This window comes from Chloroflexota bacterium, assembly GCA_016235055.1.
Taxonomy (GTDB): domain Bacteria; phylum Chloroflexota; class Anaerolineae; order JACRMK01; family JACRMK01; genus JACRMK01.
Map to the genome: position 1 here is coordinate 33,731 of JACRMK010000094.1, position 18,279 is coordinate 52,009.

Consider the following 18,279-nt stretch of genomic DNA (forward strand, 5'->3'; position numbering starts at 1 on the left):
CCGCCTACTCCATGCGCCGCATGTGCGGGCTCATCACGGTTGCCAGCAAGATCAAGACGGCCCCGACCATGCTGGTGATCGCGATCGCATAGGCGGGACTGGCGAGCGCCTCAGCCAGACCGCCAATCAGCAAGCCGCCCAGTGGCTGAAAGCCCCAGGTCAGCGCATAGACGCTGAATACGCGCCCGCGGTACTCGTCGGGGGTTGCCAGTTGCAGCAGCGTCGAGTTGAGGGCGTTCATAACCGACCAGGCGATGCCCGACACAAAGAGCAGCGCGATCGACACGTAGTAGTTCAGCGACAATCCGAACAGCGCGATGACCACTGAGTGCCCGACCATCACCACGATCATCCACAGCCCTTTGCGTGACGTGCCGGTCAATCCGGCCATGGCAAGCGCCGCGATCAACGCGCCGACGCCGACCGCGCCCTGCAGCACACCCAGCCCCCCGGGTCCCACCTGCAAGATATCGCTGGCGAATAGCGGAACGAAATTCATGTACGGCAGCGAAAACAGTGTTGGCACCGTCACCGTCAGAATGAGCGTCAATATCGTCGCATCGCGGCGCATGAACTGCAAACCATCCACCAGATTGCGCACCGGGTGCACCGCGCGATGCCGCGGCGGATGCGGCGGGATCTCCATCTGCGCAACCCAGATCATAGCCCAGATATACGAGGGCACCATGAGTATGAAGATGCCCTTCGTGTCCACCGTCGCAATCAACATGCCCGCCAGCGCCGGCCCCACCACCCGCATGGCATTCCACGCAGCGGACTGGAGGGCGGTTGCGTTGAGCAGATCGCTGCGGTCCACCAGCGCCGGAACCAGCGCCTGCCGAAGCGGTATGTTGAGCGCCTGCGCAACGCCAAACAAGAACGCGATCAACAGCACGTGCCACATCTGCACCAGGTCAAACGCCACCAGTGCCGCGAACACCGAGATGAACACCAAGCTGCCGGCCTGATAGGTCATCAGCAGTCGCTTGCGCTCGAAGCGGTCCGCCAGCACACCCCCCAGCAGGGAAAAGATGAGCAACGGGACCCCGGAGGCGACACCGAGCAACGCCAACCACCCCGCTCGATTGGTGTCCTCCATCTGGATGACCAGCCAACCCAGCCCGACACTGAACATCCAGTACGACGCCTGAGTTGCCAGGTTCCCGATCCACAGGAGCTTGAAGTCGCGATATTTGAGCGAGCCGAAGATGCGCCCTAGCGCGGCTCGAGCTGCCGATTGGTCTCCCACGGGGGCAATTGCCATAAGGGATGAAGGCCTCGCAAGTAATGAGTGCTCCTAAGTATAAGCCCTTTACAGGCCAACCCCAATACGTTTGGCCAGCAATTCCCAATTTGGCTCTGACCGGTACTTTCCAATGTGGGCTTGTCACATACTGGTGCACAGGCGCTTATCACGCAAGCCGATTCGACGAGTACGTCGTGCTGCCCTCCCCCCGACCCCCTCCCAACGAAGTTGGGAGGGGGAGCGATTCGATGGGGATGAGGGGCATACTGGCGGCCGACTCCAAAATGAGAATTGCTGACGTTTGGCCGTGTCAGAGCGACTCAAGAGTCATTGCGCGACGCCACCTGGGGACTAACAGCGCGCATCGACAAGCGCAGCATGCTGCGCGGTACTGAGCGCCGTCGAAGCGTACGCTGAGCGTGTAGAAGCGTGCGCTGGGCTTGTCGAAGCGCATACCGCTGTGACAGTAGGCTCGGGCTTCGACCGGCCCGGCGTAGAGCCTCCTAACAGCCAGACCAGCCCACCGTGTGACCGCCTACGGCTCAGCCATTAACTGGCGGAAACGTCCCTGCCAAAGCGCCTCGCCGCGCACGTACTTGGTGATGGTGATATCGGAGAACTTCGGGGCCAGCTCGGCCAACGCCATGGGCAGGTCGCTCCACAGCTCGCCACGCAGCATGACCTCGAGCTTGTTGGCGTACTTCTCAGCCCATGCCCACTCCGTGCGGAACTTGTCCGCCTTCACGAAGTAGTCGCGCTTTTCCCAGGCGGTGGCCGACTGGTCCACGCCGGCCGCAATGCCGCGCAGCGAATAGACGATCAACGCGACCAGGTCTTTGGCCTCGTCGTCGACTTTCGGTTTCGTCATCAAGCGACGCAGCGCTTCCGCCACGGTCCGGCGCAACTGGTTGCGCTCGGTGCCCGGATTATTCCCGTTGATCAACCGGCTCACGGCCCACTCCCGATCATGCGTTAGTTTGCACAAATAAAAACGTCGCGGCATTAACAAGCCGCCGGCAACGAGGGCATTATACCACAACTCGCCCGGGATAGCACAATTGTTCTGTCACGGGGCAGCAATTCTCATTTTGGCCCTGGGCGGGTACTTTCCATTGCCAGCTTGCTATGAACTGGCCCCCTGGTGCTTGTCACGCATGCTGGCTCGCCAAGAAAGCGGCGTTGCCCTCCCCGTTAGCTTTTCCCCTGCGCCCCCGCGCGCGCGGGGGCGCAGGGGCCAGGGGATGAGGAGGCCGCCTGGCGGCCGACTCCAAAATGAGAATTGCTGGTCACGGGGCATATCGGCAAATTGCCGGAACTCACTCCCCGTTAGCTTTTCCCCTGCGCCCCCGCGCGCGCGGGGGCGCAGGGGCCAGGGGATGAGGAGGCCGCCTGGCGGCCGACTCCAAAATGAGAATTGCTGGTCACGGGGCATATCGGCAAATTGCCGGAACTCACGCATCCGTCATGCCGGCATGTTGTACGCCGGCATCCAGGTCAGCGCGTAGCTTGCGTGCAGGCCATGGACGCCTTGCCTGGATTCCGGCTTCCGCCGGAATGACGGCGGGGCTGAGTCGCGTTTGGTACCGGTCGTGGCGCTCCGGCACGTTTCACGCATACCCGTGCCGGGGCCACAGCGCCCGCCGCCATGCGCTGCCCCGGTCAATGGTATAATGTCTGGAAGTCCGGCGCACGACGGCAAACGTCCGCGGCGTGCCGGGCGATTGCTTGCCCACAGAATTCACTCATTGAGGCCTTATGGTTCCCAAGGAAGTTGAGATGATCGTCGCCCGGCAGTTGGCCAGCTATCTGGCATTGCCGATGTTCCTGGTCGATCCCGCGGGCGACCTGATGTACTACAATGAGCCGGCCGAGGAAATCCTCGGCGTGCGCTATGAGGAAACCGGTTCCTTGACGGCCGAGCACTGGGCGGCCATTTTCTCGCCCATGAACGAGTCCGGCGAGACCATCAGTAGCGAACAGCTTCCCTTGAATATTGCGTTGACCAAGCGCCAGCCCGCCCACAACACCTTCTGGATCCGCGGCGCCGACCGGCGCGCGCGCCACATCTCCGTGACGGCCATCCCGGTCATCGGCCAGTCCGACCGCTTCCTCGGCGCCATCACGATCTTCTGGCAGGTGGGCGCGTGACTCGCGTCACCTTGTGGGGCACGCGCGGCTCGCTGGCCTCGCCGGGGCCGGAAACCGCGCGCTACGGCGGCAACACGTCGTGCGTGGAGGTGCGCGGCCACAGTGGGACGGTGCTGGTGCTGGATGCGGGCACGGGGCTGCGCCGGCTCGGACGCGACCTGCCGGTCGGACTGCGGCGCGTGGACATTCTGCTGACCCACCTGCACATGGATCACATCCAGGGACTCGGCTTCTTCGGTCCGCTGCTCGACCCGTCGATCGACGTGCACATCTGGGGACCGGCCAGCACCACGCTGAACCTACACGCGCGGCTGTCGCGCTACCTGTCGCCGCCCACCTTCCCGATCTCGTTGGCCGACCTGGAGCGCATGCCTGAACTGCACGAGGTGCCGTGCAGTGTGTTTGAGATCGGAGAGTTTCGTATATCAACCGCGCTGGTCAGCCACCCCGGCCCCACCGTCGGCTACCGGATCCAGTCGCCGGACGGTGTCGTCACCTACCTGCCTGACCATGAGCCGGCGCTCGGCGTGCGCCACTTCCCGCAGTCGAAAGACTGGACGTCCGGCTATGCGCTGGCCGCCGAGTCCGACCTGCTGATTCACGATACGCAGTTCACACAGCCGGAGTACGAGGCGCGGATTGGCTGGGGACACAGTTCAATCTCGCAGGCGTTCGCGTTCGCGCGCATCGCCGAGGCAAAGCATCTGATCACGTTCCACCACGACCCCGACCATAGCGACGCCGATCTGGATCGCATCATGGGGCAGGCAATCGAGCAGGCGAAGCCGGAGTTTGGCGTGACAACCGGCGCAGAGGGCGAGACGTTCCAACTAGGCCACACTGCGACCGGCGCAACCGGCGACGCAGACGCGGACTGAACCACCGCGTCGCATTCAAAGGAGAGAGCTATGCGCGAAGTCGTGATTATCGAAGCGGTGCGGACGCCCGTTGGCCGCTTTGGCGGCGTGCTCAAGGACGCACACCCGGTGGATCTGGCGGCGAAGGCGCTGACCGAAGTCGTGCGCCGCGCCGGCATCCAGAAGAGCGACGTCGAAGACGTTGTCATGGGCTGCGTAACGCAGACGCAGGACCAGGGCGGCAACATCGGACGGCTGGCCGTGCTGCAAGCCGGCTTCCCGATCGAAGTGCCATCCGTCTCGATCAACCGCATGTGCGGCAGCAGCCAGCAGGCGGTGCACTTCGGCGCGCAGGCGATCGCGGCCGGCGACGCCGACGTGGTCATCGCGGCCGGCGTGGAGAGCATGACCCGCGTGCCGATGGGCTCCGACTTCACGTTCGACACCCTGCCCGGCCAATTCCCCTTCGACCTTGTGCCACAGGGCATCTCGGCCGAGCTGATCGCCGAGCAGTGGGGCCTCTCCCGTGCGGCGCTCGACCAATTCGCGTTCGAATCGCACACGAAGGCGGCCGCCGCAACGAAAGAGGGCCGTTTCCAGAACGAGATCATGCCCGTGACGGTCAGTGCCGGCGGTGAACAGAAGACGGTCGCCGTGGACGAGGGCATTCGCATGAACCCCGACCTGGCCCGGATGGGCACGCTGAAGTCGCCCTTCAAGGAAAACGGCGTGGTGACGGCAGCCAACGCCAGCCAGATCAGCGATGGCGCGGCGGCCATCCTGCTCATGTCGGCCGAGCGCGCGCAGGCGCTCGGTGTGCGACCGCGCGCGCGCGTACTGTCGCGTGTCGCAGTCGGCTCGGACCCGATCCTGATGCTCACCGGCGTCATCCCCGCGACGCGCAAGGCGCTGGAACGCGCCGGGCTGTCGATCGACGACATGGACGCGATCGAGGTCAATGAGGCGTTCGCCTCGGTTGTGCTGTCGTGGGCGCAGGAGATCGAGCCGGACATGGCGAAAGTGAATGCCAACGGCGGCGCGATCGCGCTCGGGCACCCGCTCGGCGCCAGCGGAGCGCGCATCATGACCACGTTGCTGCACCGGCTGGAACGCAGTGGCGGGCGCTACGGCCTGCAGACGATGTGCATCGGCTGGGGCATGGCGACCGCGACGATTATTGAGCGGATCGGCGCCTAGCCCGCACACCATCTGCCAATCAGTGGACAGGCTCCAACGCCGGGCCGATGCAGTCCTCTACGGAAAGGAGTCGCTGGTATGGCAACTACGAATCGGAAGACCCGAAACCGTCGGCTCATCCCGCTATTTGCCCTGGGGGCGCTAGTCGTCTGTGCCGTGGCAAGCGGGCTGGCGTTCGCGTTCTGGCAAGGACTATTCGATACACGCGAGCAACTACAAAACACCACCGAGATCCAAGAGGCCGTGTTTCAGGTGGCAAGCCACGACTATTACGACCACTTCGGCGAGCGGCCCGTGATAGAGCCGCGAACCCGTGATTTCAAGACGTTTGATGGGAACCAGGTTTGGCTGGACAATGGGGCCCGCGCGCTTGTGGTACGCGCTTGCACCGGCGCAAAATCCACGGCGGACCTCTACCGCGTTGAGGCGAGGGTTCAACTGCAAAACACGACGACGATGCTCCCTTTGCCGGGCAATCGCAGCGTCAAGGCCGCCTTTTGGGCTTTGAGCATCCACCAGATGCGGAGTTGCCGGTTGAGCGACTGACGCGCCATCCTGGCGATGTTGCGCCGCCAACCGGTTAACGTGCGAGGCCCCCGTGAACAAACGAAAACTGCGATTCATCCTGGTGTTCATCGCCGCGCTGGCGCTCACGCCGCTGCTGCCCCTGTACGTCGAGCGGACCATGCTGCGCTCGTGGCGCACGGACCAGGTCGGCGATACGGTTGACTGGGGCTGGGCGATCGTCACCCTGGGCGGCTACTGGCAGGATTACACCTATCTGAGGCCGGAGCAGCAGCCGGCGCTCTGGCTCGCCGTGAATCTCGCACTCGCCGTCGCCTATGCCCTGCTGATAGCGATGGTGAGCGACTTCATCGTAGCGCGACGCGCCCGATGACTTTCTACTTTCGCCGCTTCGCCAGTTCCGCTTCAACTTCGTCCCACGTCACACCCTGTTCGACGAGCAGCACCAGCAGATGATAGATCAGGTCGGCCGACTCGTACACGACCCGGTCGCGCGATTGCGCCGTCGCCGCGACGACGACCTCGACCGCCTCCTCGCCAAGCTTCTTGACGATCTCGACGCGCCCCTTCTCGAACAGCGACGCCGTGTACGAGCCGGGCGGCGAGTTCTGCCGCCGCTCGCGGATCAGATCGTACAGCGCCGGGATGATCGCTACGCCGGTTTGCGTTTCAGCCATGCGGCATACACTCCTTGCATCTGGGCAACATGATCGCGCACGTGCCGCTCGTACGTGTCCAGCCACTGCTCCAGCGTGACGACCCCGTTGTCGGAGTGCACGAACGTGCGCGACCACGCCTCGTCCGGCAGCGTCGCGATCAGCTTGTGCGTTGTCAATCGCAGCCACTTGAACAGTTCGAGCGCGTCATCGGGGCTCTGGCCGTGGTAGTCAAGCTCGCGTGCCCAGCGCATCTCGTCGTAAGCGTAGATGCCGCTGCCCGGTTCGGCGATCGCGCGGCGGCAGCGGATGAACGAGTTGGTCTCGCTGTCGGTGATGTGGACCACGATCTCGTGGATCGTCCACCGGTCCGGTGCGGGGCGAAACTGCCACATCGTGCGCGGGAACTGTTCCAGCGCCTTGACGAGCACGCTGTGCGCCGCGCCATAGGCCGCGATACGCTGCCTGCGCTCTTCCGGTGTCATGATCATCTGCTTGTCGCAACCGTTCAGGCTGCCCCCTCCACTTTGTTGAAGAAGCAACTCACCGCACCGGTATGGCACGCCGGGCCGCGCGGCTCGACGAGCACGAGCAGGGTGTCGCCATCGCAGTCGGCCCGCACCTCGACGACACGCTGCGTATTGCCCGACGTCTCGCCCTTGTGCCAGAACTCCCGCCGGCTGCGGCTCCAGAACACCGTCTCGCCGCTCTCGAAGGTGCGCGCCAGCGAGTCGCGGCTCATGAACGCGACCATCAGCACCTCCTTCGTCTGCGCATCCTGCACGACGGCCGGAATCAGGCCCTGGCTGTTGTATTTCAGTTCTATCAAGGAGCGCTACTCCTTCAATATTGGATCAAGCGCGATCACTTTGGCGACCGCAAACAGATTCTCGGCCTGGAAGTTCGTCCAGTTGATCTTGGCCGCCGTCGCCGCATCCAGCGACAGGCGCGCGATCAGCGCGTCCTTCGGATTGCCGAACACGTCGAAGGCGCGCAGTGTGGCCGACACCTCGACGCCGGCGATCGTTACGCCAGGCGCGGTATAGACGCCGCGAAACAGTGCGGTCGCCTCCGACTTCAAGGTGGTCCGCGTCTTCACGGCGTCGCCGGTGTCTTCGATGACCCACGCGACGGTCGCCAGCTTCGCGCCGGCCAGCGCCGGGGCGTCGGCGAGCTTGAAGTCGAGCAAGCGGTTCGTGATGCGCGGCGAAGGTGCCAGCAGCTTCTCAACCGCCGTCTTGAGCTGCGTCTCGGAGCCCGGCAGCGGGAAGCCCGACTTGCGTACGAGCGCCGTCAGGTCGCCCAGGTCGAACGAAACGTTGTTGAACGTCAGGCGAGTCGGGCCTGGCGTCTGCGTCGTATCGAAGACGAAGAACGTCGGCTCCGGCCGCACGACACACTGCCCCAGCACCGAGCCAGGGTAGTTGGTCTTGTAGAGCGCCTTGAACGGATCCATGTCCGTGGACGTGGTCTCGTAGCGGCGGCTGCCGGACATCAGCGCAAGGTTGTCCGCGTGCGCGCACGCCACCTGCGCGGTCGCGCTCTTGAGTTCGCCGACGAAGACGATGAACAGGCCGTTGCGCGGCTTGGTGCGGGTCAGTTCCTGCCAGAACTCGAGCCGTTGCAGCGTCAACACTGCGGCCGGGCCGGATATCTGTCCCGCCAGCGGCACAAAGTACTTTGAGACTGGCGACGAGCCGACCGGCGTCGGGATCGCCGTCGGCACGCTCGTCGCCGGAGGGCGGGTCGCCGTCGGGGCGGGCGTCGCGCTCGGTACTGGCGTTGCCGCTGGCAGAGACGTGGGCGACGGCACGGGCGTCGCCGTTGCCTGCGGCGTGTTGGTCGGTGTCGCCGTCGGCGGCGGCGGCGTTGACACGACATCCGGCGTCATCGGGCTGCACGCGGCCAGCGCCAGCGCGCAAGCTATCACCCAGCCCCGCAACCCGGCGAAACATGTGCGCATGTTCTCCTCCTGGCTACATAGGCCGCACGGCCACTCCGTTGTTCAGTAGGTATTCCTTCACATCGCGAATCGCCAACTTGCGGTCGTGAAACAGCGACGCGGCCAGCGCCGCCCCGGCGCCACCTTCGACCAGCGCAGCGCGAAAATCGTCCAGCTTGCCCGCACCGCCCGACGCGATCACCGGGATAGACACCGCCTGCGCGATGGCGCTTGTGAGCGCGATGTCGTAGCCGTTCAGGCGGCCGTCCTCGTCCATGCTCGTCAGCAGGATTTCACCCGCGCCGCGCTGCTCGGCTTCGCGCGCCCACTCGACCGCATCGCGGCCAGTCGGCGTGCGCCCGCCTTGCACATAGACTTCCCAGCGACCGCCGCTCGCGCGCTTGGCGTCGATCGCCACGACGATGCACTGCACGCCGAAGTTCTCGGCGCTCTGGCTGATCAGCGCGGGGTTCTGTACCGCCGCCGTGTTGATGCCGACCTTGTCAGCGCCGGCACGCAGGATCGCACGCACATCGTCCACGCTGCGCACGCCGCCGCCTACCGTGAACGGGATGAACACCGCATCGGCGACCGCGCGCACCATGTCAAGTATGGTTCCGCGCCGCTCGTGCGACGCCGTGATGTCGAGGAACACCAGCTCGTCGGCGCCCTCGCGGTCGTAGACGGCACCCTGCTCGACCGGGTCGCCCGCGTCGCGCAGGTTGACAAACGAGACGCCCTTGACGACGCGCCCGTCTTTGACATCCAGGCACGGTATGATGCGTTTGGCCAGCATGGTTCGTTTCCTTGCAGGCGCTAGGCGGCCGCGCTCAGTGCATCGACTAACTTCACAGCACCCGTATACAGCGCCTGCCCGATGATGACGCCTTCGATGCCGTCGGCCGCGTGCGCGCGCAGCTGCGTGATATCGTCCAGCGACGCGACGCCGCCCGACGCGATGATCGCCACGCCGCTCGCTCGCGCCAGGTCGCGCGTGGCGGCCACGTTGACGCCTTGCAGCATGCCGTCGCGCGCAATATCCGTGAACACGATCCGCTCAACGCCCATCGCGCCCATGCGCCGTGCCACTTCGGATGCCGTCAACGCCGATGTCGTCTGCCAGCCGTGCGTGGCAATCATGCCGTCCTTGGCGTCAAGCCCGGCGACAATGCACGCCGCGCCCCAGCGCGCCACCGCCTCGCGCACGATCTCGGGCTGCTGCACCGCGACGGTGCCGAGCACGACGCGCGCCACGCCCATGCCGAGCGCGGCCTCGATGCCGTCCAAATCGCGCAGGCCGCCACCGAACTGCACCGGCACCGTCACGGCCGCCAGAATGCGGCGCAGCGCCGCCAGGTTCGGGCTCTCGCTCGCCGCGTGGCCGCTGCCGGTGAACGCGCCGTCAAGGTTGACGACGTGCAGCCAGCGCGCGCCCTGCGCCGCCCACTGCTGCGCCTGCTGAGCCGGATCGTCGGCGTAGACGGTCTGCGCGTTGGGGTCGCCCTGCCGCAGGCGGACGACCTTGCCGCCGCGCATGTCAATGGCCGGGTAGATGTTCATGTCAGAGTAGCTTGAACACCCACTTCGCCATGCCGAGTGCGCCCTGCTTCCACGGCACGCGGTGCGAGACACCCGACGTGTGCTCGAAGTCCTTGAGGTGCGCGATGTACCACTGGTAGTTGCGCACGAGCGCCTGCTTGTTGGAGAACTTCGGCGCGTAGCCGAGCTTCTTCTGCGCGCGCTCAATCGACACGAACGACTCCTCGCCGGCCGTCTCGTACACCCAGCGGTAGAGCGGCGACAGCTTGAGCGCCTCCAGCACCTTCAGGATGGCGATGATTGGCCCCTTCGGCAGCGGCACGATGCGCTTCTTGAAGCCGGCCTCGGTCAGCACGGCCTGGTAGTCCTCGCCCATCGTCGTGAACTCGCCCGCGCCGATGTTGAACGTGTCGTTGACTACCGACGCGTCGAGCGTGGCGCACAGGTAGATGGCGTCGCACAGGTCTGCGACGTCGAGCAACTGGTAGCGGTTCTTGCCGCTGCCGATCATCGGGAAATTCGCGCCGTCCTTGGCCCAGTCATAGAGCAGCGCGAAGACGCCGAGGCGCTCCGGCCCCACGAACGACTTCGGGCGGATGACCGGCACGCACATCCCCTTGGCGCGGTATTCGGCACAGATCTGCTCGGCCTGCACCTTCGCCTCGCCGTACGGGCCGACGCCGTGCAGGCGGTCGTCTTCCAGCAGCGGGTGATGATCGGGGATGCCGTACACGGCCGTCGAGGAGATATGGATCATCCGCTCGACCTTGTGCTCGTACGACGACTGTAGCACAACACGTAGGCCATCGATATCGGTGGAAAGGATGTCGGCCGGGGTGTAGAGCGGAAGCGCGGCGGCGGTGTGCACCACGATCTGCACGCCCTCCATTGCGCGGTCGACGTCGTCCTTGCGGCGAATGTCGCCCTTGACGACCTTGACGCGATCTTTCTCCGGGTACGTGAAGTCCGCGATATCCAGCGACACGACGGAATGCCCGCGCGCCAGCAGATGGCGCACGAGGTTGATACCCAGGAAACCGGCGCCGCCGGTGACGAGGTAGGTTTTCGGTGTTGAGTTCGACATGGCTAACTGGTTAAACCGCGCTCCTTGTATTCAATCTCACCACAAAGACACCAAGACACAAAGAGATTCTTCCAGGTTTTCTTTGTGCCTCTGTGTCTTTGTGGTGAATAGGTTTGCTAGACTGATTCGCCGGCGAGGCGCGCGAAGTTGCGCAGCATCTGCAGGCCAACCTGCTGGCTCTTCTCCGGGTGGAACTGAAAACCGTAGATGTTGTCCCGCGCAACGACCGACGCGAAGTCGCCGTCGTACTCGGTGGTGGCGCAGGTGTCGGCCGCGCGGGCCGGCACGCAGTAGTACGAGTGCACGAAGTACGCGTAACTGCCGCTCGGCACGTCGGCCAGCAGCGGCGTATCGCGCACGACCTGCACCTGGTTCCAGCCGATGTGTGGCACCTTGACGCCGCCCGAGAACCGCTTGACCTGACCAGGCAGCAGGCTGAGCCCGGCGTACTGGCCAAGTTCCTCGCTCTCATCGAACAGTAATTGCATACCCAGGCAGATGCCGCCGAACGGCCGGCCGCTGGCAACAAACTCGTGAATCGGGTCCACAAAGCCGGCCTCGCGCAGGTTGCTCATCGCCTGCCCGAACGCGCCGACCCCGGGGATCACCGCGCCGCGCGCGTGCGCCAGGTCGTCCGGCGTGGTCAACAACTGTGCCTCCACGCCGATCTGCGCGAAGGCGCGCTGGACGCTGCGCAGGTTGGACAGCTTGTAGTCAATGATCGCGATCACGCGCTGGCTCTCCGGCCCGGCCTCACAGCACGCCCTTCGTTGACGGCACATCTGCACGGCGCGGATCGGGCTCGACCGCATCGCGCAGGGCGCGGCCGAGCGCCTTGAACAGCGCCTCCGCCTTGTGGTGGTCGTCGCGCCCGTACAGCACCCGCGCATGCAGGTTCATCCGCGCATGGGTCGCCAGCGATTCGAGCACGTGCGGCACCAGGCTCGTGCCGAGCGCGCCGATTGACGGCGTGCTGAACGCCGCCTCGACGACCGTGTACGGCCGCCCGCTCAGGTCCACGGCGACGAACGCCAGCGCCTCGTCCATCGGCACGTAGGCATAGCCCATACGCCGGATGCCGCGCCGGTCACCTAGCGCGCGGTCGAGCGCCTGCCCCAGCACGATCGCGACGTCCTCGACCGTGTGGTGCTCGTCGATCTGCAGGTCGCCCTGCGCCTGTACCGTCAGGTCGAACAGGCCGTGCACGGCCACATGCGTCAGCAGGTGGTCGAAGAACGGCACGCCGGTCGCAATCGCATGGCGGCCGCTGCCGTCCAGCCCAAGCGTCACGGCGATGGTCGTTTCGTTCGTGCGGCGGTCGATGCTGGCCGCGCGCGGTGCGCCGCTCGCGCTCATGACGCGACAATCGCCTTCAACGCATCGACGACCATGCGCGTCTCGCGCGGGGTGCCGATGCTGATGCGGATGCAGTTCTTGACGTACTCGCTGTCGAACGAGCGGATCAGACAGCCATGTTTGGCCATCGCTCCGGCCAGGTCGGCCGCGCTGCGCCCCTCTACGCGCGCCAGCAGAAACGAGCCGTGGCCGCGCACCGGTTGCAGGAACGGGAACTGTGACAGTTCTTCGAACAGCTTCTCGCGCTCCTCGATGATCAGCCCAGCGATCTTTTTCGTGTAATCCCAATCTTCCAGCGCGGCCGTTGCGGCGACGGCGCCGATTGCATTGATGTTAAACGGCGGCGTGATCTTCCAGAGGTTGTCCGCCAGGATCCGGGGGAAGACGCCGTAGCCGATGCGCAGGCCGGCCAGCGCCGGCCCTTTGCTGAAGGTGCGCAGGACCGCGAGGTTGTCGTACTTGAGCGTCCAGTCCATGAAGTTGTACGGCGCAAAGTCGGCGTACGCCTCATCGACGATGACGAACACGGGCAGGTTCAGCAGGCGCTTGAGGTGCTCCGGCGGTAGCAGCGTGCCGTCCGGGTTGTTCGGCGCAGTCAGCCAGAGCGCCTTGATGCCGGGTTCGGCGGCGACGGCGGCCTCGATCCCGTCGAGGTTCAGCGAGAAGTCCTCGTCGCTGCGCGGCACGTTCACGGTGCGCCCATGCGCCATGCTCGCTTCCATCCGGTACATTTCGAACGACGGCGGGCAGTCGATGATCGCGTCACCCGGACGCAGCAGCACGCGCATCAGCATCTGGATCACTTCGTCGAGGCCGTTGCCCACGGCGATGCGCTCAATCGGCGCGCCGGTGTGTTTTGAGAGCGCCTCGCGCAGGCGCAGGTACATCGGGTCGGGGTAGTAATGCAGCTCGTTGAACCTGGCAACCGCCTCGATGACCTTCGGCGATGGTCCGTACAGGTTCTCGTTCGACGAGAGCTTGGCCAGGTTCTCCACTGGAATGCCGAGCCGCTTCGACGCGGCCTCCAGCGAGTTCGTCCACTGGAAGAGCGGCTGCTCAAGAATGTCCGGCCGGATTAGTGTGCTGAAATCGAATGACACGAGTCTCCCTTTCTAGCCGCTAGCGGCTGGCTGCCAGTCTCTGTCTGACGGCGTTGGCGTGCGCGGTCAGGCCTTCGGCCTCGGCCAGTGTGATGGCCGTGCCCGCGATGTTTTGCGCCGTCGGCTCGCCCAGCATGAACACGCTGATGATCTTCTGGAAATCGTTGACGTTGAGCGGCGACCCGAAGCGCGCTGTGGCGCTCGTTGGCATGATGTGACTCGGCCCGATGGCGTAGTCACCCAGTGCCTCGGAGGTCTGGTGCCCGACGAAAACGCCGCCGGCATTCTGCACCCGCCCGACCAGCGACCACGCGTCGCGCACCAGCAGGCACATGTGCTCCGGCGCGTACAGGTTGCCGAGTTCGAGCGCCTCGTCCAGCGAGCCGACGACGATGATCGCGCCTTGCCCGGCCAGCGCTTGCGCAATGATGGCGCGGCGCGGCAACAACGGCATCTGGCGCTCCAGTTCCTGCGCGACCGCCTCGGCCTGCGCGTCGCTGGTCGTCAGCAGCACCGCCGAGGCCAGCGGGTCGTGCTCGGCCTGCGCTAGCAGGTCGGCGGCGACCCAGGCCGGATCGGGCGAATCGTCGGCAATCAGCAGCGTCTCGGTCGGGCCGTACAGCCCGTCGATGCCGGTCTGCCCGTAGACCATTCGCTTGGCGAGCGTGACGAACAACCCGCCCGCGCCGACGATCTTGTCAACGCGCGGCACCGGCCCCGCGCCGTACGCCATCGCGGCGATCGCCTGCGCGCCGCCGACCGCGAAGACCTTATCGACGCCGACCGTGCGCGCGGCGGCCAGCACCACCGGCGCCACGTGCCCGTCGCTCTGCGGCGGGCTGCACACGATGATCTCGCGCACGCCGGCCACCTGCGCCGGGACCACGGCCATCAGCAGCGACGACGGGTACGGGGCGCGGCCGCCCGGCGCGTACACGCCAACCCGCTCCAGCGGGCGAATCATCTGGCCGAGCGCGGTGCCGTCGGTTTCCCAGTCCAGCCATGAGCGGCGCAACTGCTTCTCGTGGAAGGTACGCACGCGCGCGGCCGAGTGGGCCAGCGCCTCGCGCACCGCCAGCGGCGTCTCCTCGAACGCGGCGTCGATCTCGCTGGCGCTGACGGCAAACGTGGCCGGCACCACGCCTTCCAGCTTCTGCGACCACTCGCGCAGCGCGTCTGCGCCGCGCTCGCGCACCGACGCCACAATGCGCGCCGTCGCCTGATCGGGCGAGAGCGACTCGCCGAACAGCCGCGCCAGCCCGTCCAGCAGTTCGGGCGACACCTCGCGGTCGGTCAGCGAGCGGTTGCGGGTGATGAAGCGCCGGCCCTCGGCGGCATCCCGGATGATACGCACGACGGGCATCAGGCCAGCCTCGCATTCCGGCGGCGCACAATCTTCTCGACCAGCGCCCGCGGGTGGCGTATGACGGCGGACTCGGCCTCCATGACGCTCAGGCCGGCGCCGAGCGCCACGTCGATCGCGCGCGCCTCGTCCAGCAGGTCGGCCGGGCTGTGCGCGTCGGAATTGACGGCGAGCCGGGCGCCCGCCTCGCGCGCCACCTGCGCGGTATGCCCGTTGGTCAGCGCGTGCCGCAGCCGCGACGTCAGTTCCAGGTGCACGTCGGTGGCGGCCGCAATGCGCGCCTCTTCGATCGTGATGAAGCCGGGATGCGCCAGCACGTCCACAAACGGCGACTCGACGGCCGCGCGATTGGTGCCCTTGGCGACCGGCTCCGCCAGCGTCTCGCCGTGCACGACGACGATATCCGCACCAAGCCGCTTAGCATCCTCGGCCAGCATGCCGATCCGCGCCGGCAGCACATGCGTCAGTTCGATGCCAACCAGAAACTCCAGCTCAAAGTCGGCCGCCTGCTGCACGGCGTAGTTCTGCAGGCGGTTGATGATTTCTTCGAGATTGGAGGCGTCGGCGTGGTCCGTAATCGCCAGCGCGACCGTGCCGTTCACGACGGCGCGCCGCAGCAACTCGCTCGGCAGCATCTCGCCGTCGGAGAAGAATGTGTGCGTATGCAAATCAATGCGCATGAATCATGTCCTTGCGTGGCCGAGCCGTTCAGGCGGCTTCCGGCAGCGACCGGCCGATTGTCTCGACCAGCCGGTTGATGCGGTCGGAATACATGACCAGGCTGGCCCGGTTCACAATCAGGCAGGCCGCCGAATGGAGTATCGTCTCGATCTCGACGAGGCCGTTCTCGCGGAGCGTGCGTCCGGTATCCACCACGTCCACCAGCAGGTCGGCCAGGCCGATCGCCGGGCCGAGCTCGATCGAGCCGCTCAGCCCGATGATCTCGGCGCTCAGGCCGTGACGCGAGAAGTGGTCGCGCGTGATGCGCGGGTACTTTGTCGCCACGCGCAGGTTGGTCAGCAGCCGCAGGTTGGCCTGTTTCTGCTGCGGCGTCCCGGCCACCACGATTCTACATTGACCAAACGGAAGCGTCAAAGGCTGGAGCACATCGACACCCGATTCGCGCACGACATCCTCGCCCACGATGCCGAGATCGGCCGCGCCGTGCTCCACGTACGTGACCACATCCACCGGTTTGACGAGGATCAGTCGCCAGCCGCCGTCGGTCGAGGTGAACATCAACCGCCGCGAATCCTTGTGCGCCTCGGCGAAATGCACGCCGCCGCTCTCCAGCGCCCGCAGCGAATTGCTCAGCAGGCGTCCTTTCGGCAGCGCAATCGTCAAGCCTCGCATCACGACCCTTTCTGCGCGCACGGCATCACGCGCGCCGCGCCGAGCGAGCGCGCATATTCGGCCAGCGCGCCGCCGCTGCGCCCCTGCAAGTCGACCAGCACGCGGTCGCCCGCGCGCCGCGCCTCCGCGATCAGCGCCATGCACGCGGCGTGCTCGCACGCCTCCCCCACCGCGTCCGGAGCGATGGAGACGCGCCGGTCCTGCAGCGCGAGCATGGCGCGCTCCACCTCGACCGCGAAGCCAACGGCCGGCAGGCTGACGCCATAGTGGCCGATCAGCTCGTCGTAGCGGCCGCCGCTGACAATCGGGTAGCCGATATCCGGCACAAAGCCCTCGAACACGATGCCGGTGTAGTAGTCCATGCCGCGCAGGGCGGCCAGGTCCACGCTGATTTCATCGCCGTAGCCCATCGCCTCCAGCCGGCTCATGACTGCCTGCAGGTCGTCGATCGCTGTGGTGGTTGCCTCATCGATACACAACTCGCGCGCGTCATCCAGCCAGCGATCACTGTGCCGCCAGTGTGGCAGGCGCGTCAGAATCGCCTTGCGATCCGGTGCAATCGGCATGTCGCGAAGCAGTTCCTGCAATGCACCGCTCGATCGCCGCTCGATCGCCGCCCGCACGCGCGCGATCTGCTCGTCGTCCAGCCCCAGACCGGCCACCAGCGCGCGGAAGTACGCCATCTGGCCGAGGCTGAAGCGATAACCGCTCAGCCCCATCGCGCGCAGCGATTCAACGGCCAGCGCCACCGCTTCGGCATCGGCTACGGCGGAGCGCACCCCGATCAACTCGATGCCCGCCTGGGTGAACTGGCGACGGCGGCCGGCGCGCGGCTCCTCGTGGCGAAAGACACTGCCCACGCAGTAGAAGCGCAGCGGCATCGGGCGGTCGAACAGGCGCGTGGCCACGATGCGCGCGATCGGGATCGTGAAGTCGGCGCGCAGCGCCAGCGTGCGGCCGTCGCGGTCGAAGAAGCGGTACAGCTCCTCGCGCAGGCGCGTGCCGGCTTCCGCCGCGATGCTCTCGTAGAACTCGAACATCGGCGGGATGATCTGGACGTAACCCCAGCGCCGGAAGGTCTCAGCCAACGCCTGCTCCAACTCGGTGCGCTGGGCGGCGGCTTCATAGAACCAGTCGCTCAACCCGTGCGGCAACTGGCGTTCAAGGTGCTCGCGATTCTGCATGGGTATCGTTACTCTCATACTGTTTTCGTTTGACTATGTCCTCAAAGCTGTTGCGCAAGCACAGATGGTTGAAGTGCGCCCCCTCATCCCCTACCCCTTCTCCCCCGCAATGCGGGGGAGAAGGGGAAAAGCTAATGGGGATTGGCGCGGCGGCTTTGCCGCCGCGCCAATCCCCAACCACTCGCTCCCCCTCCCAGCGAAGCTGGGAGGGGGTCGGGGGGAGGGCGAAGGTTCTGCGATGCGACCGGCTCATGAATCAATCCGATGGGAACATACCTATATAGAAACAGTATCAGACAACAAAAAAGACTAGTCAGCGTGACTAGTCTAGCGGTGAGCCGTTGCACGCGCGCCAGAGGGCGCGCGGAATCGACTCACCCCGTGGCGTGATGATGGGCGCTAACAGCCGGATTGCATGCGAAATTGGTCATCACCATGATGCGCTCGAAGCCACCCATCGGAGTTGAACCGATAACCTACCACTTACGAAGCGGTTGCTCTGCCGATTGAGCTAGGGTGGCGCAATGGAATATATTTTAGCGTTGTTCAGACATTCGGGCAAATATGCGCGACAAGCCAGCAATTCCCATTTTGGCTTTGGACGGGTACTTTCCAATGCCGGCTTGCTATGAACTGGCCCCTTGGTGCTTATCACGCAAGCTGGCTCGACAAGAAAGCGGCGTTGCCCTCCCCCCGACCCCCTCCCAACTTTGTGTATAGACCGGGGAC

Annotated in this window: 21 protein-coding genes and 1 tRNA gene; 5 read left to right on the plus strand and 17 right to left on the minus strand. The window is 65.5% G+C overall.

Features of this window, described 5'->3' with window-relative positions:
- Nucleotides 1-4 precede the first annotated feature (4 nt).
- Together HZB53_21585 and HZB53_21590 are read right to left on the minus strand one after the other, a co-directional pair.
- The gene (locus HZB53_21585; GenBank protein MBI5880252.1) at nucleotides 5-1,249 is read right to left on the minus strand and encodes an MFS transporter; all 1,245 of its coding nucleotides are present in this window, start codon (nucleotides 1,247-1,249) and stop codon (nucleotides 5-7) included.
- A 532-nt stretch (nucleotides 1,250-1,781) separates the two neighbouring features.
- Nucleotides 1,782-2,198: a hypothetical protein gene (locus HZB53_21590; protein MBI5880253.1), complete on the minus strand. Its 417-nt coding sequence runs from the start codon at nucleotides 2,196-2,198 to the stop codon at nucleotides 1,782-1,784.
- A gap of 824 nt (nucleotides 2,199-3,022) precedes the next feature.
- Between HZB53_21590 and HZB53_21595 the strand changes: the two genes are divergently transcribed.
- From HZB53_21595 to HZB53_21615, 5 genes are all read left to right on the plus strand, one after another.
- Nucleotides 3,023-3,394 carry a PAS domain-containing protein gene (locus HZB53_21595; protein ID MBI5880254.1) on the plus strand — a complete coding sequence of 124 codons (372 nt, stop codon included), beginning with the start codon at nucleotides 3,023-3,025 and terminating at the stop codon, nucleotides 3,392-3,394.
- The gene (locus tag HZB53_21600) at nucleotides 3,391-4,272 is read left to right on the plus strand and encodes an MBL fold metallo-hydrolase (protein MBI5880255.1); all 882 of its coding nucleotides are present in this window, start codon (nucleotides 3,391-3,393) and stop codon (nucleotides 4,270-4,272) included. The genes HZB53_21595 and HZB53_21600 overlap by 4 nt, the downstream gene beginning before the upstream one ends.
- A 30-nt stretch (nucleotides 4,273-4,302) precedes the next feature.
- Nucleotides 4,303-5,448, plus strand: coding sequence for a thiolase family protein (locus tag HZB53_21605; GenBank protein ID MBI5880256.1), 1,146 nt, complete (start codon nucleotides 4,303-4,305; stop codon nucleotides 5,446-5,448).
- 78 nt (nucleotides 5,449-5,526) lie between these two features.
- Nucleotides 5,527-5,994 carry a hypothetical protein gene (locus HZB53_21610; protein ID MBI5880257.1) on the plus strand — a complete coding sequence of 156 codons (468 nt, stop codon included), beginning with the start codon at nucleotides 5,527-5,529 and terminating at the stop codon, nucleotides 5,992-5,994.
- 52 nt (nucleotides 5,995-6,046) lie between these two features.
- Nucleotides 6,047-6,346 carry a hypothetical protein gene (locus tag HZB53_21615; GenBank protein MBI5880258.1) on the plus strand — a complete coding sequence of 100 codons (300 nt, stop codon included), beginning with the start codon at nucleotides 6,047-6,049 and terminating at the stop codon, nucleotides 6,344-6,346.
- 4 nt (nucleotides 6,347-6,350) lie between these two features.
- On the opposite strand, the gene hisE is transcribed toward HZB53_21615, so the two are convergent.
- From hisE to HZB53_21690, 15 genes are all read right to left on the minus strand, one after another.
- Nucleotides 6,351-6,650: a phosphoribosyl-ATP diphosphatase gene (hisE, locus tag HZB53_21620; GenBank protein MBI5880259.1), complete on the minus strand. Its 300-nt coding sequence runs from the start codon at nucleotides 6,648-6,650 to the stop codon at nucleotides 6,351-6,353.
- A complete protein-coding gene (locus HZB53_21625; protein MBI5880260.1) occupies nucleotides 6,626-7,114 on the minus strand; it encodes a DinB family protein in 489 nt (162 codons plus the stop codon). Before HZB53_21625 ends, hisE begins: the two co-directional genes overlap by 25 nt.
- A gap of 23 nt (nucleotides 7,115-7,137) precedes the next feature.
- Nucleotides 7,138-7,458, minus strand: a complete 321-nt coding sequence (gene hisI / locus HZB53_21630; protein ID MBI5880261.1) for a phosphoribosyl-AMP cyclohydrolase — start codon at nucleotides 7,456-7,458, stop codon at nucleotides 7,138-7,140.
- A 6-nt stretch (nucleotides 7,459-7,464) separates the two neighbouring features.
- Nucleotides 7,465-8,592 (minus strand): hypothetical protein, encoded by a 1,128-nt coding sequence (locus HZB53_21635; GenBank protein ID MBI5880262.1) that lies wholly within the window; start codon nucleotides 8,590-8,592, stop codon nucleotides 7,465-7,467.
- A 13-nt stretch (nucleotides 8,593-8,605) separates the two neighbouring features.
- Nucleotides 8,606-9,367: an imidazole glycerol phosphate synthase subunit HisF gene (gene hisF / locus HZB53_21640; GenBank protein MBI5880263.1), complete on the minus strand. Its 762-nt coding sequence runs from the start codon at nucleotides 9,365-9,367 to the stop codon at nucleotides 8,606-8,608.
- Between the two features lie 20 nt (nucleotides 9,368-9,387).
- Entirely contained in the window at nucleotides 9,388-10,131 is a 744-nt protein-coding gene (gene hisA / locus HZB53_21645) for a 1-(5-phosphoribosyl)-5-[(5-phosphoribosylamino)methylideneamino]imidazole-4-carboxamide isomerase (GenBank protein ID MBI5880264.1), read from the minus strand.
- A gap of 1 nt (nucleotide 10,132) precedes the next feature.
- Nucleotides 10,133-11,194, minus strand: a complete 1,062-nt coding sequence (locus HZB53_21650; GenBank protein ID MBI5880265.1) for an NAD-dependent epimerase/dehydratase family protein — start codon at nucleotides 11,192-11,194, stop codon at nucleotides 10,133-10,135.
- Nucleotides 11,195-11,310: 116 nt separating this feature from the next.
- Nucleotides 11,311-11,925, minus strand: a complete 615-nt coding sequence (gene hisH, locus HZB53_21655) for an imidazole glycerol phosphate synthase subunit HisH (GenBank protein ID MBI5880266.1) — start codon at nucleotides 11,923-11,925, stop codon at nucleotides 11,311-11,313.
- 22 nt (nucleotides 11,926-11,947) lie between these two features.
- Complete coding sequence (hisB, locus tag HZB53_21660; GenBank protein MBI5880267.1) at nucleotides 11,948-12,550, minus strand: imidazoleglycerol-phosphate dehydratase HisB; 603 nt, start codon at nucleotides 12,548-12,550, stop codon at nucleotides 11,948-11,950.
- On the minus strand, nucleotides 12,547-13,650 hold the full coding sequence (gene hisC / locus HZB53_21665; GenBank protein MBI5880268.1) for a histidinol-phosphate transaminase: 1,104 nt from the start codon (nucleotides 13,648-13,650) through the stop codon (nucleotides 12,547-12,549). The genes hisB and hisC overlap by 4 nt, the downstream gene beginning before the upstream one ends.
- A 19-nt stretch (nucleotides 13,651-13,669) precedes the next feature.
- Nucleotides 13,670-15,013: a histidinol dehydrogenase gene (hisD, locus tag HZB53_21670; protein MBI5880269.1), complete on the minus strand. Its 1,344-nt coding sequence runs from the start codon at nucleotides 15,011-15,013 to the stop codon at nucleotides 13,670-13,672.
- Nucleotides 15,013-15,693 carry a histidinol phosphate phosphatase domain-containing protein gene (locus HZB53_21675; protein ID MBI5880270.1) on the minus strand — a complete coding sequence of 227 codons (681 nt, stop codon included), beginning with the start codon at nucleotides 15,691-15,693 and terminating at the stop codon, nucleotides 15,013-15,015. Before HZB53_21675 ends, hisD begins: the two co-directional genes overlap by 1 nt.
- A 28-nt stretch (nucleotides 15,694-15,721) precedes the next feature.
- On the minus strand, nucleotides 15,722-16,366 hold the full coding sequence (locus tag HZB53_21680; protein ID MBI5880271.1) for an ATP phosphoribosyltransferase: 645 nt from the start codon (nucleotides 16,364-16,366) through the stop codon (nucleotides 15,722-15,724).
- The gene (gene hisZ / locus HZB53_21685) at nucleotides 16,366-17,568 is read right to left on the minus strand and encodes an ATP phosphoribosyltransferase regulatory subunit (protein ID MBI5880272.1); all 1,203 of its coding nucleotides are present in this window, start codon (nucleotides 17,566-17,568) and stop codon (nucleotides 16,366-16,368) included. The genes HZB53_21680 and hisZ overlap by 1 nt, the downstream gene beginning before the upstream one ends.
- Nucleotides 17,569-17,998: 430 nt before the next feature.
- Nucleotides 17,999-18,071, minus strand: a tRNA-Thr gene (locus HZB53_21690).
- Nucleotides 18,072-18,279 lie beyond the last annotated feature (208 nt).

What these genes read in the sequence shown, in the direction of transcription:
- HZB53_21595 (MBI5880254.1), top strand. Translation starts at nt 3,023, where the DNA reads ATGATCGTCGCCCGGCAGTTGGCCAGCTATCTGGCATTGCCGATGTTC.
- HZB53_21605 (MBI5880256.1), top strand. Translation starts at nt 4,303, where the DNA reads ATGCGCGAAGTCGTGATTATCGAAGCGGTGCGGACGCCCGTTGGCCGC.
- HZB53_21610 (MBI5880257.1), top strand. Translation starts at nt 5,527, where the DNA reads ATGGCAACTACGAATCGGAAGACCCGAAACCGTCGGCTCATCCCGCTA.
- hisE (MBI5880259.1), bottom strand. Translation starts at nt 6,650, where the DNA reads ATGGCTGAAACGCAAACCGGCGTAGCGATCATCCCGGCGCTGTACGAT.
- HZB53_21625 (MBI5880260.1), bottom strand. Translation starts at nt 7,114, where the DNA reads ATGACACCGGAAGAGCGCAGGCAGCGTATCGCGGCCTATGGCGCGGCG.
- HZB53_21635 (MBI5880262.1), bottom strand. Translation starts at nt 8,592, where the DNA reads ATGCGCACATGTTTCGCCGGGTTGCGGGGCTGGGTGATAGCTTGCGCG.
- hisF (MBI5880263.1), bottom strand. Translation starts at nt 9,367, where the DNA reads ATGCTGGCCAAACGCATCATACCGTGCCTGGATGTCAAAGACGGGCGC.
- hisA (MBI5880264.1), bottom strand. Translation starts at nt 10,131, where the DNA reads ATGAACATCTACCCGGCCATTGACATGCGCGGCGGCAAGGTCGTCCGC.
- HZB53_21650 (MBI5880265.1), bottom strand. Translation starts at nt 11,194, where the DNA reads ATGTCGAACTCAACACCGAAAACCTACCTCGTCACCGGCGGCGCCGGT.
- hisB (MBI5880267.1), bottom strand. Translation starts at nt 12,550, where the DNA reads ATGAGCGCGAGCGGCGCACCGCGCGCGGCCAGCATCGACCGCCGCACG.
- hisD (MBI5880269.1), bottom strand. Translation starts at nt 15,013, where the DNA reads ATGCCCGTCGTGCGTATCATCCGGGATGCCGCCGAGGGCCGGCGCTTC.
- HZB53_21675 (MBI5880270.1), bottom strand. Translation starts at nt 15,693, where the DNA reads ATGCGCATTGATTTGCATACGCACACATTCTTCTCCGACGGCGAGATG.
- HZB53_21680 (MBI5880271.1), bottom strand. Translation starts at nt 16,366, where the DNA reads ATGCGAGGCTTGACGATTGCGCTGCCGAAAGGACGCCTGCTGAGCAAT.
- hisZ (MBI5880272.1), bottom strand. Translation starts at nt 17,568, where the DNA reads ATGAGAGTAACGATACCCATGCAGAATCGCGAGCACCTTGAACGCCAG.